This window comes from Stenotrophomonas panacihumi, assembly GCF_001431645.1.
GTDB classification, from domain to species: domain Bacteria; phylum Pseudomonadota; class Gammaproteobacteria; order Xanthomonadales; family Xanthomonadaceae; genus Stenotrophomonas_A; species Stenotrophomonas_A panacihumi.
The window spans coordinates 145,177-159,158 of sequence record NZ_LLXU01000058.1 but is presented as its reverse complement, the minus strand read 5'-3'; the positions used below and the strand labels follow the sequence as shown (position 1 = coordinate 159,158).

Annotated in this window: 10 protein-coding genes; 4 read left to right on the top strand and 6 right to left on the bottom strand. The window is 65.9% G+C overall.

Annotated elements, in window-relative coordinates; all coding sequences use genetic code 11:
- Nucleotides 1-6 precede the first annotated feature (6 nt).
- From ARC20_RS05575 to acs, 3 genes are all read right to left on the bottom strand, one after another.
- The gene (locus ARC20_RS05575; RefSeq protein ID WP_057645562.1) at nucleotides 7-591 is read right to left on the bottom strand and encodes a manganese efflux pump MntP; all 585 of its coding nucleotides are present in this window, start codon (nucleotides 589-591) and stop codon (nucleotides 7-9) included.
- A gap of 278 nt (nucleotides 592-869) precedes the next feature.
- Nucleotides 870-1,535: a response regulator transcription factor gene (locus tag ARC20_RS05570; protein ID WP_057645557.1), complete on the bottom strand. Its 666-nt coding sequence runs from the start codon at nucleotides 1,533-1,535 to the stop codon at nucleotides 870-872.
- A gap of 81 nt (nucleotides 1,536-1,616) precedes the next feature.
- Nucleotides 1,617-3,560, bottom strand: coding sequence for an acetate--CoA ligase (gene acs / locus ARC20_RS05565; RefSeq protein ID WP_057645554.1), 1,944 nt, complete (start codon nucleotides 3,558-3,560; stop codon nucleotides 1,617-1,619).
- A gap of 261 nt (nucleotides 3,561-3,821) precedes the next feature.
- Here acs and ARC20_RS05560 point away from each other — a divergent pair, with 261 nt between their 5' ends.
- From ARC20_RS05560 to ARC20_RS05550, 3 genes are all read left to right on the top strand, one after another.
- The gene (locus ARC20_RS05560) at nucleotides 3,822-5,234 is read left to right on the top strand and encodes a DcaP family trimeric outer membrane transporter (RefSeq protein WP_057645551.1); all 1,413 of its coding nucleotides are present in this window, start codon (nucleotides 3,822-3,824) and stop codon (nucleotides 5,232-5,234) included.
- 11 nt (nucleotides 5,235-5,245) lie between these two features.
- On the top strand, nucleotides 5,246-6,907 hold the full coding sequence (locus ARC20_RS05555; protein WP_057645549.1) for an MFS transporter: 1,662 nt from the start codon (nucleotides 5,246-5,248) through the stop codon (nucleotides 6,905-6,907).
- Between the two features lie 93 nt (nucleotides 6,908-7,000).
- Nucleotides 7,001-8,416, top strand: a complete 1,416-nt coding sequence (locus ARC20_RS05550) for a coniferyl aldehyde dehydrogenase (RefSeq protein ID WP_057645544.1) — start codon at nucleotides 7,001-7,003, stop codon at nucleotides 8,414-8,416.
- A 9-nt stretch (nucleotides 8,417-8,425) separates the two neighbouring features.
- On the opposite strand, the gene ARC20_RS05545 is transcribed toward ARC20_RS05550, so the two are convergent.
- Nucleotides 8,426-8,788, bottom strand: coding sequence for a VOC family protein (locus ARC20_RS05545; protein WP_057645541.1), 363 nt, complete (start codon nucleotides 8,786-8,788; stop codon nucleotides 8,426-8,428).
- Nucleotides 8,789-9,104: 316 nt separating this feature from the next.
- Between ARC20_RS05545 and ARC20_RS05540 the strand changes: the two genes are divergently transcribed.
- A complete protein-coding gene (locus ARC20_RS05540; protein ID WP_081418047.1) occupies nucleotides 9,105-10,313 on the top strand; it encodes a tyrosine-type recombinase/integrase in 1,209 nt (402 codons plus the stop codon).
- A 40-nt stretch (nucleotides 10,314-10,353) separates the two neighbouring features.
- On the opposite strand, the gene ARC20_RS18610 is transcribed toward ARC20_RS05540, so the two are convergent.
- Both ARC20_RS18610 and ARC20_RS05535 read right to left on the bottom strand, forming a co-directional pair.
- A complete protein-coding gene (locus ARC20_RS18610; RefSeq protein WP_108143283.1) occupies nucleotides 10,354-10,920 on the bottom strand; it encodes a hypothetical protein in 567 nt (188 codons plus the stop codon).
- Nucleotides 10,921-11,881: 961 nt separating this feature from the next.
- A complete protein-coding gene (locus tag ARC20_RS05535; RefSeq protein WP_057645535.1) occupies nucleotides 11,882-13,969 on the bottom strand; it encodes a UvrD-helicase domain-containing protein in 2,088 nt (695 codons plus the stop codon).
- Nucleotides 13,970-13,982 lie beyond the last annotated feature (13 nt).

Here is a 13,982-nt window from a genome sequence, read left to right as displayed (position 1 = left end):
GCGCGATCAGGCCGCGCCGCTGAGGTGTTCGTAGAGGATCGTCGCGCCGACGATCACCAGGATCACGCCGCCAATGATCTCCGCACGCTTGCCCGCCAGCGCGCCCAGCGCGCGGCCGAGCATGATGCCCAGCGTCACCATCACCAGCGTGCACAGGCCGATGACTGCGGCCACCACGCCGATGTGCACATCGAGGAATGCCAAGCCGACGCCGATCGCCATCGCGTCGATGCTGGTGGCCAGGCCGGTGGTGGCCAGCGACCAGAAGCGGCCGTGACGCTCGCTATGCGCGGCGGCCTCCGCGGGCTCTTCGGGTTCCGGGCGCAAGCCGGCGATGATCATGTGCACGCCGAGGATGCCGAGCAGGCCGAAGGCGATCCAGTGGTCGAATGATTCGACATAGGAAGACGCGGCGCGGCCCAGCAGCCAGCCGATCAGCGGGGTGATGGCTTCGACCGCGCCGAAGATGAGGCCGGCACGCAATGCATCGACGAAGCGCGGCTTGCGCATCGCCGCGCCCTTGCCGATGGCGGCGGCGAAGGCATCGGTGGACATCGCCAGGCCGATGAGGAGGATCGAGATAAAGGACATGGAAGACAGCAGGTCGGGCGTGGCGACAACGGCTTGCGCACACGCCCAACCGTCGTTGCGCGCGCAAACCGCTGGTCTCGCCAACCATCAATGGCTGCCGGCGCCACGGCGCAATGGCCGATTATGTTGACGCGGGCGCTTCCGGGTGGAAGCAGGCTACTCCCCAAGGGGACGCGCAGTTTACAGCGCGAATTCGCGATTGGAACCGCTTGCGCGAAACGCGAAGGTCGGGGTGATCTTCTTAGCTGTGGCTATATGGCGGCGAAATGCCGCAGCGCTCAATCTTCTTCCGGCGGCAACACGATGCCATCCGCATCGATGGCCAGCTTGCCCGCCATCAGCACCGCCTGCGTGCGGTTGGTGACGCCGAGCTTACGCAGGATCGCGGTGACGTGTGCCTTGATCGTCGCCTCGGAGACACCGAGGTCGTAGGCGATCTGCTTGTTCAACAGCCCCGCGCCCAGCATCTGCAGTACCCGGAACTGTTGCGGCGTGAGTTCGCGCAGGCGCTGGCCGACCTCGCGCTCTTCGCGGTCGGTCGGCGGCAGGTGCTGTGCTTCGGCGGGAATCCAGCGCTCGCCATCGAGCACGGTGGAAAGCGCCTGGCCGATGGTGTCCGAATCGGCCGACTTGGGAATGAAGCCGAACGCGCCATGGTCGATGGCCCGGCGCATGATCGTCGCCTCCTCGCGCGCGGACACGACCACCACGGGGAGCTGTGGATGCAAGGCGCGCAAGTGCACCAGCGCGCTGAAACCCTGCGCCCCGGGCATGTTGAGGTCCATCAGCAGCAGGTCGGCATCGGCGTGGGCGTCGGCCAGCGCGTAGAGCGCATCGACGTTCTCGGCCTCGAACAGCTGCACGCCCGGCATCACGCGCTGGACGGCCGCGCGCAGGGCTTCACGGAACAACGGATGGTCGTCGGCAATCAGCAGGGTGGGCATGGCAGGGGAACACGTACGGGGGGAGGCGCGGCGCGGACGGGGCCGGTCACGCCGGCCACCGCCCGCGATGTCACACGATCATCAGCGCACGCGGCGCTCGTTCACCAGCGAATCGACCACCGACGGATCGGCCAGGGTCGAGGTGTCGCCCAACTGGTCGGGCGCGTTCTCGGCGATCTTGCGCAGGATGCGGCGCATGATCTTGCCCGAGCGCGTCTTCGGCAGGCCCGGCGCCCACTGCAGGTGGTCGGGCGAGGCGATCGGGCCGATCTCCTTGCGCACCCAGGCGATCAGTTCCTTGTGCAGGTCCTCGCTCGGCTGCTCGCCGGCGATCAGCGTCACGTAGGCATAGATGCCCTGGCCCTTGACGTCATGCGGGAAGCCGACCACGGCCGCTTCGGCCACCTTCGGATGCGAGACCAGCGCGCTTTCCACCTCGGCGGTGCCGATGCGGTGGCCGGAGACGTTGATCACGTCGTCCACGCGGCCGGTGATCCAGTAGTAGCCGTCCTCGTCGCGGCGGCAGCCGTCACCGGTGAAGTAGGTGCCGGGGTAGGTACGGAAATAGGTGTCGATGAAGCGCTGGTGGTCGCCGTACACCGTGCGCATCTGGCCCGGCCACGAATCGAGGAGCACCAGGTTGCCCTCGGTGGCGCCTTCCTGGCGTTCGCCGTCCGCATTGACCAGCGCCGGGCGCACGCCGAAGAACGGCAGCGTGGCCGAGCCGGGCTTGAGGTCGGTGGCGCCGGGCAGCGGCGAAATCAGGATGCCGCCGGTCTCGGTCTGCCACCAGGTGTCCACGATGGGGCAGCGCGCATCACCGACCACGTCGTAGTACCAGCGCCAGGCTTCCGGGTTGATCGGCTCGCCGACGCTGCCCAGCAGGCGCAGCGATTTGCGCGAGGTGCGTTTCACCGGCTCCTCGCCTTCGCGCATGAGTGCGCGGATCGCGGTGGGCGCGGTGTAGAAGATCGTCACCTGGTGCTTGTCGATCACTTCCCAGAAGCGCGAGACGTTCGGGTAGTTCGGCACGCCCTCGAACATCAGCGCGGTGGCGCCGTTGGCGAGCGGGCCGTAGACGATGTAGCTGTGGCCGGTGACCCAGCCCACGTCGGCGGTGCACCAGTAGATGTCGTCCTCGCGCAGGTCGAACACCGTCTCGTGGGTGTAGCTGGCGTAGAGCAGGTAGCCGCCGGTGGTGTGCAGCACGCCCTTGGGCTTGCCGGTAGAACCGGAGGTGTAGAGGATGAAAAGCGGGTCCTCGGCGTTCATGCGCTCCGGCTCGCACTCGGCCGGCTGGCTGTCCACCACGTCATGGAACCAGCGGTCGCGCGGGGCCTGCATGTCCACCGCGCCGCCGGTGTGGCGCACCACGAGCACGGTTTCCACGCTCTGCGTGCCGGGGATCTTCAGCGCCGCATCGACATTGGCCTTCAGCGGGATCTTCTTGCCGCCGCGCAGGCCCTCGTCGGAGGTGATGATGAGCTTGGTGCCGCAGTCGATCACGCGGTCGGCGATGGAGTTCGGCGCGAATCCGCCGAACACCACCGAGTGGATCGCGCCGATGCGCGCGCAGGCCAGCATCGCCACGGCGGCGTCGGGGATCATCGGCAGGTAGATGGTGACGCGGTCGCCCTTCTTGACGCCCAGGCTGCGCAGCGCGTTGCCGAGCTTGCACACGCGCTCGTAGAGCTCGCGGTAGGTGACGCCGTAGGACGGCGTATCCGGGCTGTCGGGCTCGAACAGCAGGGCGATCTTGTCGCCACGCGTGTCCAGGTGGCGATCCAGGCAGTTGACGCTGGCATTGAGCTCGCCGTCGTCGAACCAGCGGATGCGGAAATCCTTCAGGTCGTAACTGACGTCCTTGATGCGCGTCGGCTTGCGATACCACGCCAGCCGCTCGGCGGCCTTGCCCCAGAACTGCTCGGGCTGCTCGACCGATTCGCGGTAGAGCTTCTCATACTGGTCCTTGCGCACCCGCGCGCCGGCGGCAAAGGTCGGATCTACGGGATAAATGTCAGCCATGGCACCCTCACTTGCACTCAGCTTTTATCGGATGGGTCGATGCGCGCCTGACCGGCGGCACCGTAGACGGCCAGTGTGCCGCATCCCCCCGGCGCGGGGCCATGCCCCCGCCTGGCGCGGGCTTAGACCATGGTCGTACTGCACTGCGGCATCGGCGGTGGTTACGACCAAAGGCGAATAGGCGGTGGCCGGAGCCTGCCGCACGCTCCGGCCAAGCCGTGCCCCCCGCGGGCATGGCGAACCATTATTCGGGAGGGAGTAATGAACATCCGTAAAGCATCGCTGGTTCGCCGACCGCTGGCAGCCGCGCTGTTCGTAGCACTCGTCGCGCCTGGCGCGGCCTTTGCACAGACGGCTCGGGAAAAAGCGCTCGAAGCACGCGTCGCGCAGCTGGAACAGCAGGTCCAGTTGTTGTTGCAGTCGCAACAACAGCAGCAGGGCCAGATCACCCAGCAGCAGACGCAGATCACCGAAGTAAAGACGGCACAGGCCGCGGTGGTACCGCCGCCGCCCAAGCCCGGCGCACCCGCGCCGATCCAGAAGACCGCCATCTCCGCCGGTGCCGGTCCCAATACCCGCTTCACCTATGGCGGCTTCATCAAGCTCGACGCCTCGGTCACCAGCACCAACGACGGCGACATCGCCGACGGCACGGTGGGCCGCATGTTCTACGTGCCCAAGACCATCCCGGTCGGCGGCGGCGCCACGCGCGAAGGCGGCGCGGACACCGACATGGGCGCGCAGTTCTCGCGCTTCTGGTTCGCGACCGATACGGATCTCGAAGGCGGGGACAAGCTGAAGAGCTACCTGGAGTTCGACCTGTTCGGTGGCGGCAGCACCGCCTTCACCGGCAACGAGCTGGCCACCAACACCTACAGCCTGACCCTGCGCCAGGCCTACGTGCAGTGGAACAACTGGCTGGCCGGCCAGGCCTGGACCAACTTCCAGGATACCGCCGCGCTGCCCGATACCGTCGACTTCCTCGGCCCCACGGAAGGCACCGTGTTCGTGCGCCAGGCCCAGCTGCGCTACACCAAGGGCCCGTGGTCGTTCTCGATGGAAAACCCGGAAACGGCGATCACCCCGTACCGCGGCAACATGGGCCAGATCCAGAGCGACGACGGCGCGATGCCGGACTTCACCGCCCGCTACAACCCGAAGGGCGACTGGGGCCACTTCTCCGTCGCCGGCCTGGTGCGCCAGCTCAAGTACCAGAACGGCCCGGCCAACGTGGATTCGGAGAAGTTCGGCTGGGGCCTGAGCCTGTCGGGCAAGTGGAACCTCGGCAAGAACGACGACCTGCGCTACATGGTCACCGGCGGCGAGGGCATCGGCCGCTACGTCGGCCTGGCGTTGAACAACGACGCCGCGCTCGATGCCACCGGCGACCTGGACAACATCGGCGTCGTCGCTGGCTTCCTGGGCTGGCGCCATGCGTTCTCCTCGAAGCTGCGTGGCAACGTGTTCTATTCCCGCGCGCAGTACGACAACCCGACCGACCTCACCGGGCTCGGCATCACCAAGTCCTCGCAGTCCGCGCACATCAACCTGATCTATTCGCCCCTGCCCAAGCTCGACCTGGGCGCCGAGTACATCTGGGGCCAGCGTGAACTCGAGAGTGGCGACCGTGGCGACCTCAATCGCCTGCAGACCCACGTCAAATACACCTTCTGAGGAAGCCGGACATGTCCAGCACCAGCGTCAATGCCAGTCACAAGTCCGTGCTTTCCGGCGGGCACAAGAAAGTCATCTTCGCCTCCAGCCTCGGCACCGTGTTCGAGTGGTACGACTTCTACCTGTACGGCTCGCTCGCGGCGATCATCGCCAAGCAGTTCTTCAGCGGCGTCAATGAAACCACCGGTTTCATCTTCGCGCTGCTGGCCTTCGCCGCGGGCTTCGCGGTGCGTCCGTTCGGCGCGGCCTTCTTCGGCAGCCTGGGCGACCGCATCGGCCGCAAGTACACGTTCCTGGTCACCATCCTGCTGATGGGCATGTCCACGTTCGTGGTCGGCATCCTGCCCAACTACGCAAGCATCGGCATCGCCGCGCCGATCATCCTCATCGTGCTGCGATTGCTGCAGGGCCTGGCCCTGGGCGGCGAGTACGGTGGCGCGGCGACGTACGTGGCCGAGCATGCGCCGGACGGCAAGCGCGGCCTGTACACCAGCTTCATCCAGACCACCGCCACGCTGGGCCTGTTCCTGTCGCTGCTCGTGATCCTGGGCACCCGCCTGGGGCTGGGCACCGAGGCGTTCGAGGCCTGGGGCTGGCGTATTCCGTTCCTGGTGTCGATCGTGCTGCTGGGCGTGTCGGTGTGGATCCGCATGCAGCTGAGCGAGTCGCCGCTGTTCCAGCAGATGAAGTCGGAAGGCAAGGGCTCCAAGACCCCGTTCCGCGACAGCCTGAAGGGCGGCAACCTCAAGCTGATGCTGCTGGTGCTGCTCGGCGCCACCGCCGGCCAGGCGGTGGTGTGGTACGGCGGCCAGTTCTACTCGCTGTTCTTCCTGACCCAGGCACTGAAGGTCGACGGCACCACCGCCAACCTGCTCATCGCCGGTGCGCTGGCGCTGGCCACGCCGTTCTTCGTGGTGTTCGGCTGGCTGTCGGACAAGATCGGCCGCAAGAAGATCATCCTCGCCGGCTGCCTGCTGGCCGCGGTGACCTACTTCCCGATCTTCAAGGGCATCACCCACTACGCCAACCCGGGCATCGAGGAGGCGCGTGCCAAGTCGCCGGCCCTGGTGGTCGCCGATCCGAACACCTGCAGCTTCCAGTTCGATCCGGCCGGCGTGCGCAAGTTCACCAGCTCCTGCGACGTGGCCACCGCCGCGCTCACCAAGGCGGGCGTGCCGTACGACGTGCAGCCGGCATCGCCGGGTTCGCTGGCCCAGGTCAACGTGGGCGGCACCGAAGTGCCGTCCTACGAGGCCACCGGCCTGTCGAAGGATGAAGCCAAGTCCAAGGGCGATGCGTTCGTGAAGAGCTTGAAGGGTGCGCTGGGCACCGCCGGCTATCCCGAGAAGGCCGACCCGGCGCGCATCAACATCCCGATGACGCTGCTGCTGCTGTGGCTCCTGGTGATCTACGTGACCATGGTCTACGGCCCGATCGCCGCCTACCTGGTCGAGCTGTTCCCGACCCGCATCCGCTACACCTCCATGTCGCTGCCGTACCACATCGGCAACGGCTGGTTCGGTGGCTTCCTGCCGGCGATTTCGTTCGGCCTGGTCGCGGGCAGCGGCAACATGTACATGGGCTTGTGGTACCCGATCGCGGTGGCGGTGATGACGTTGATCATCGGCACGCTGTTCCTGCGCGATACCAAGGACGTGGACCTGAGCCAGTAAACGACCCCCCCGAGGCCGGCGTTCGCGCCGGCCCTTCCCGGGCGCCGGCTTGCCGGCGCCTTTTTTTTACCTGCCGCCCGTATAGTCCGGCGCATGGATGCCCCGAACCCCGCCGTCACGCTGGAAGCAACCCTCGCCGGCCTGCGCGCCGCCTGGCAGCGCCGCCGCCCTCCGCTGGAACAACGACGCGCGGACCTGCAGCGCCTGCGTATGTTGTTCAAGCAGCGGCTGGAGGAGATGACCGAGGCCATCGCCGCCGACTTCGGCCACCGTTCGCATCACGAATCCCTGCTCGCCGACGGCATGGCCGTGCTCGGCGAGATCGACCACCTGCTGCGCCACCTGCGGCGCTGGAGCCGGCCGCGCCGTGTGGGGGCTGGCTGGCGGTTGTGGCCGGCGCGCGCGGAAGTACGCGCGGTGCCGCTGGGGGTGGTCGGCGTGATCGCGCCCTGGAACTACCCGGTCAACCTCGCACTGGTGCCGCTGGCGACCGCGATCGCCGCGGGCAACCATGTCCTGCTCAAGCCCTCCGAACATGCGCCGCGAACGTCCGCGTTCCTGCGCCGGCTCATCGGCGAGGCGTTTCCGGCCGACCGCGTGGCGGTGGTGGAGGGCGGTGCCGAGGTGGCCGCCGCCTTCGCTGCGTTGCCGCTGGACCATCTCGTGTTCACCGGCTCCACCGCGGTGGGCCGCAAGGTGATGGCGGCGGCGGCGGCGCACCTGACGCCGCTGACGCTGGAGCTGGGGGGCAAGTCGCCGGCCATCGTCTGCCCGGACTACCCGCTGGCGCAGGCCGCCGCGCGGCTGGCGACCGGCAAGTGGTTCAACGCGGGGCAGACCTGCATTGCGCCGGACTATGTCCTGGCTCCGCAAACCGAATTGCCGGCGCTGGTCGAGGCGCTGCGCGCGGAAGTCGTGCAGCGCTATGGCGACTTCGCCGGCCCGCTCGACGACTACACCCGCATCGTCAACGCGGGCCAGTACGCGCGGTTGCGTGGCTGGCTGGACGAGGCGCGGGCGCGCGGCGCGCAGGTGATCGAACTGGCGCCGGTGCCGCCCGAACGCGCGCAGGCCGAGCGGCTGATCGCGCCGACGCTGGTGATCGACCCGCCCGAAGACCTGGCGCTGATGCGCGAGGAGATCTTCGGCCCGGTGCTGCCGGTGCTCGGCTATCGCACGCTCGACCAGGCGATTGCCGGGGTCGCGGCGCGCGAACGGCCACTGGCGCTGTATCCCTTCTCCCTGCATCGCGAGGATGTCGAACGCATCCTCGCCGGCACCGTGGCCGGCGGCGTCACCGTCAACGACACGCTGCTGCACTTCGCCGCCAATGGGCTGCCGTTCGGCGGCGTGGGGGCCAGCGGCATGGGCGCGTACCACGGTCGCGCGGGTTTCGATGCGATGAGCAAGCAGCTGCCGATCCTGTGGCAGCGACGCCGCAGCGCCACCGACCTGCTCAAGCCGCCCTACGCGCGCATCGACCGCCTGCTGCGCTGGCTGCTGCGCTGACCCGGCGGATCAGTCCTCCGCCGGCGGCTCCCACAGTTCGATCGGCAGGCCTTCCGGATCGTGGATGCGGGCGAAGCGGCCGGTCTCCGGGCTGTCCCACTCGTCGCGCGTCTCCACCGCGATGTCGGCCGCGCGCAGCTTCGCCAGCAGGCCGTCGAGGTCCTGCACGCGCAGGTTGAGCATCCAGCTGCGATCGGCGGGGAAGTAATCGGTCTGCTGCTTGAAGGGCATGAATACGGTGGGGCCCGCCTGCTGCGCCCAACTCCAGCTATCGCCCACCGGGCCGACGCCCAGGTGCTGCGCGTACCAGGCGGCCAGCGCCCCCGGATCCCGCGAACGGAAGAACAATCCACCAATACCCGTGACGTGCATGGCCAGGCTCCGCGGGAAGAGCGCGCAGCATAGCGCGGGGGCCGCGCGTCGCCCGCGCCTTTGCCTGCGGGAGGCCGAGCCGGGAGAATAGGGCGTCCGCCGCAAGAGCCGCCCATATGCGCATCGCCTCCTGGAACGTTCATTAGAGAATCCAGAAGATCTCAGATCGACCCAGGATTTACGGGAAATGCTAGTCAAATCAATATTTTATTGATGATTATTGTCTCAGGCGACTCCGAGATGACTCGAAGCATCCCAGATCGCTGGGGGTATCATTGGGGGTATCATTTTGGCCTCCAATGCTGGGACCTCCCCCATGCTGACCGCCGTCCAGATCAAGTCCGCCAAGCCGGCTGCCAAGGCCTACAAGCTCGCTGACAGCGGCGGGCTCTTTCTACTTGTCACACCCAGCGGCCAGAAGTACTGGCGGTACAAGTTCCGTATCGGCGGGGTCGAGGGCCTGGACGCTTTGGGTGCGTTTCCGGAAGTCAGTCTTGCCGAAGCACGCCAAGCACACGCCGAATCCCGGCGCTCCGTTGCCCAGGGCATCAACCCCGTCCAGGCGCGCAAGGTCCGCAAACAGGCTCTTGCCCGGGAGTATCTGGAGCGGGAGCAAGGCTCGTTCGCTGCGGTCACGGCGGAATGGGCTGCTACTACCGTCGAAGGACTGCGGCCGGCGACTCGCCGGCAGCGAGAACGCGAGATCAACAATGATCTGCTCCCCAAGTTCCGGGGTCGGCAGATCAACGGGATCAAGCGTGTTGAAATCACCGCGCTGTTGAAGTCGGTGGAGCGGCGGGCCCCCGAGGTCGCTCGCAACCTGCGTAACTATCTCTGGGGCATCTTCGAACACGCCATCGAAAGCGGCTTGATCGACGCCAACCCTGTCCCCTCGATCCGACTGATGAAGAAGCGGGACCAGACGAATCATCCAGCACTGTCGTTGGAGCAGATCGGCGAACTCCTCGTGCAGCTCGACGATCGTTCGCTGATGGCAACGCAGACCCGGATTGCCATGCTGCTCGTCATGCTGACCGCCTGCCGCAAGTCGGAGATCATCGGTGGACGTTGGGATGAGATCGATCTGGATGCGGGCGAATGGGAGATCCCGGCCGAACGCATGAAAGCAAAGCGCGCCCACTGGGTACCCCTGTCACCGCAGGCAATCAACTTGTTGCGCGAGTTGCGCAAGCTCGTCCCGGCAGACCAGAAGTTCTTGTTCCCGAATCGCCGCGACCCCAGGCGCCCCATGGCCAATCGGAGCCTCAACGCCGTGCTGGAACGCCTCGGCTATAGCGGCATCGGCACGCCCCACGGCATGCGCGCGGCCTTCAGCACCCACTTCAACAGCATCCGCGCCGACAAGGACGTGGTCGAGATCTGTCTGGCCCACTCCCCCATGGGAAAGATACGTGGCGCCTACAATCGCCACGAGTACATGGCGGAACGTCGGACCATGCTGGAGGACTGGGCGAAGAAGCTGGATGAATTGCGCGAGAGCACACTGAACGCTCTTGAAAACTGAGTACCTGCTGGTGCCGGTCGCAAGGGGAAGCGGCCCATCGCTACCAGTCAGATCCAAACCCTGAACCCGACGAGCCCGAACCAGAATCAAACGAATCCAGCGAACTGGATCCTGATCCGAACGAATCATGAAAGCTGCTGGTGTCGTAGGAGCCTGATCCGAAGCCGGACTCGAGCAATCCGCCATGAGAGGACACATCATCCAGATTCGATCCATACGGATTGCCGCCAACATCCACGCCTGCCGAACTGTCGGAGATCATGGGCAAACCGGTTGCCGGATTGATCCAGGGGCCCGAGCTTTCATGCCCGAAGATCTCATCCAATGGTCGATCAGCGGGATGCCGATGCATCGGAAGCGTCTCGTCGTCGAACCCGTACAAATTGCCCTCGATATCGAAGCCGCCAGCACTACCGTGAAGCATGGGCAGGCCGGTCGCAGGATTGATCGCGTAGTCGTGGCCGGAACCAGGCTGCTGTGGCACCGGTCCGGGCGTCAGGTCATCAGGTGTACGACCGGACCCGTGGTGATCCGGCCGCTCGCCACCGAGCTTCGACAGCCTCACCGCGCCAATGACGAGAATCGCAAGAACAATCAGGACTTCCATGCGCAAGCCCTCGTGATCCGATCTAGATCGACGCTACTGCAGGCCAGTCTCACGAATCAAGACACGCGCAGGGAGAACTCGACGCAAGGCCCTGCTGACGGCAATCATGACACCGCTACCGCGTCGCACAGGCCGTGCCCCATGCCCCGCGTCCGTCATGCGATGGTGCTCCGCCACGTTCATGTAATGGACCATCCTGACCAAGGCAAACCAGCGTCGCCGGATTTCAGCCGCTTCCGCTTCGATCCTGGCAACCAGCTCCACTTCGTCCGGATGTGCCCTCGCGACCAAGGCCGCCGTATCACTTTCGCAGTTCCACAATCGCGGCGGCCGGATCCTTGCCCAACGGCTGCGCTTCCGCACCGCACCGCGCCATCCCAGGTACAAGTAGCCGGCGCTCCGGTTCCAATCAAGGCAGAGCCGCACTCTGTTTGGACGAATGAGCGCTTCTCCGCCTGGCCCACGGGTCGCAATGGAGAGCAAGTGCCGCTCCTGCCTCGCCTTGGCCTTGAGTGCCAGCGCCTGACCTGCGTACTCGTCAGCCAGAATCCTGGCCTCTCGCCGAGTCGAAACGAACGACGCCAAACCAATGGCCCTGCAAATCTCATCACCAATTCCGGCTGAGAACGGGATGGTGCAGTACGGCCCATAGCCGGAATTCGGCATCCAGCCAAACCTCGAGCCATCGTTCGCCGCGCCATGGTCGGCAGCACATGGCGCATCTCCAACGTCACGCCGTAGATGATCCGCGTTCTCCATCGCCTTGCTCCTTGTACGAACCCGCACAAGAATTGTCAGCTGGAGATCGGATCCGCAACTGGACAATTTCCTCGCTGTCCAGTCGCTTGTCTCTTCAGAGAACCCAGAAGGCGCCAGAGGATTCCATGTGATGCGCCGCGTGGATCGGCTCATCCTTCCGAATTCGCCATTACTGACCCCCGGAACGCAGTCCAATGCGCGATCAACGCTGGATTCGACTCACCATGAGGTACCTCTTGGCACGCGTGGCCGCGACATGCAGCAAGCAACGCTCGCTCGTCAAGTTGTCCAGCATGACCCCAGCGTCCTCCTCTTCGCCGTACTCCTTGGCGTAATGTTCCGGCGTGCGATAGCCGGCCAGGATCACGGCGTCGAACTCGAGCCCTTTGACACGATGCATGGTGGCGACGCGTACGCCGGCCTTGTCCTGGTCATCAGGCGTTCCTCGGTCAAGCTTGAGTGTCTCCCGTCCCGTCGAATGCAACCACTGGGCGTACTCGTTCGCCTCTGCGTTGGTTCGCGTGACCAGGCAGACGCTACGCATCGGGATACCATCGGTCTTCAATCGATCGATGGCCGCCTCGATCACGGATCGTTCCTCGGCGCGTGACGAGCTGTTCACCAACTCAGGAGTCGGGCCATGCGACAGGGACTGGTAGCCGACAAGTGCGTCGGGCTGCCCGTCCAGGTCATCGATCGTGCAGTTGGCCAGCTGGGCGACTGCCCACTTCCTGATCTCGTCAGTGGTCCGGTAGTTCACGCGAAGCTTGCGTCCCCGCCCGCGGATGTCGATCCCTACCCGTGACAGCGCCACTTTGTGACGGTAGATCCGCTGGTGCGCGTCACCGACGATGAACAGGTCGTTCGGCCCTTCCGGCACCGCGGCGCGCAGCAGGGCCAACGCCTGCGGGCTCAGGTCCTGGGCCTCGTCGACGACGATCGAACGGATACCCAGCGAGGTGCCCTCGCGTTTCAGGATCGCCAGCGCATCGCGATAGGCCTCTTCCGGCTCCCGGAGATTGGCGCTCCTGAGTTGTGCCCGGTACTCGGCGAACACCGGCCACAGCTCGCGGCGTGAGGACCGGCTCAACTGACGGCCTCGTCCCACACGGCTTGCCCGCAGGTAGTCGTCTACCGACTCGCAAGCCTGCGGCAGGACCACCCGCTCGAACTCCGCCTGATAGAACGGGTCCGGGTATTGCTCGCCGTCCGGCTTGCGAGTCAACGCGCGGGTCCACAGTCCGCGGCGCTTTGTGCCGTCGAACAACAGCTCATGTCGATAGCCCGCACGGCGCAACACCGACAGTGCCCACTGATCGATGTTCGCCACCTCGATCTTGTCCCGTTCCGCGGGCGTGGTGATGGAGGCGACCTGCGAACGGATGTCGTCCGCCAGGGTCCGGGTGAAGGTGGTGAACAACACCGGCTTGCCGGGCACGTCTGCCAGCTTGCGCGCCAGCCAGGCCGCCCGGTGCATGGCCGCAACGGTCTTGCCGGTGCCCGCGCCACCCAACACGCGGACCGGACCGTTCCAGTCGCGTTCGACCAGCTTGCGCTGCGAGGGATGCAGGAAGACGCGCCAGCGTGCCAGTGGCTCTGCGAGGATGGCTTCGAGATCCAGGTCGTCGGTGATCACCAGGAAGTGGCGCTTGCTGCCATCGCGCTCGAGCGCGCCAGCGAAATCCTCGATATCCACCTGGGCCGGTGCTTCTCGCTCGCGCACCAGCGATTCATACGACTCGCCGGCAGCAAACAGGTACAGCGCCTCGAACGCATCATCGGGCAAGCCGGCCTGACTGGCCTCGAGCTGCTCAACCGTGACGATCGAGCGGACACGCTGCACCAGCTCCTGCGGCACGCCAAGACGAAGCAGCTCACGATCCTTCAGGCTCGCGAAGAGGCCTTCCGGTGCCGCCCGAGTTCCCTCGGGCGCAACGACCTCGCCACGGCTGGATTCCAGCACCTGGATCGTGCCGACCTCGGGGTGGATCGCGACTTTGTGCCGACGCGCCCAGTCGTAGGCATCGTCGTGCTTGTCGACCCACAGCAGGCAATAGACATCGCCCTGTTCAGGCTTGAGCACGATGCCTCGGTAATCGATGCCGATCCGGACCGAGCGCATGCGCGGGTCGGTCGCATCGTTGATCTTCTCGTAGTTGATTCCGAGCGACATCGGGTTCTGCCGGAATGTCGCCATGAACTTCACAACCGACTGCTGGCGATCGCGCGGGATTGCCGCGAACGCCCGCAGGAAATCGTCGGAGAGCGCTACTTTGACCGTCTTCTGCATCGTCGTTCCCTGC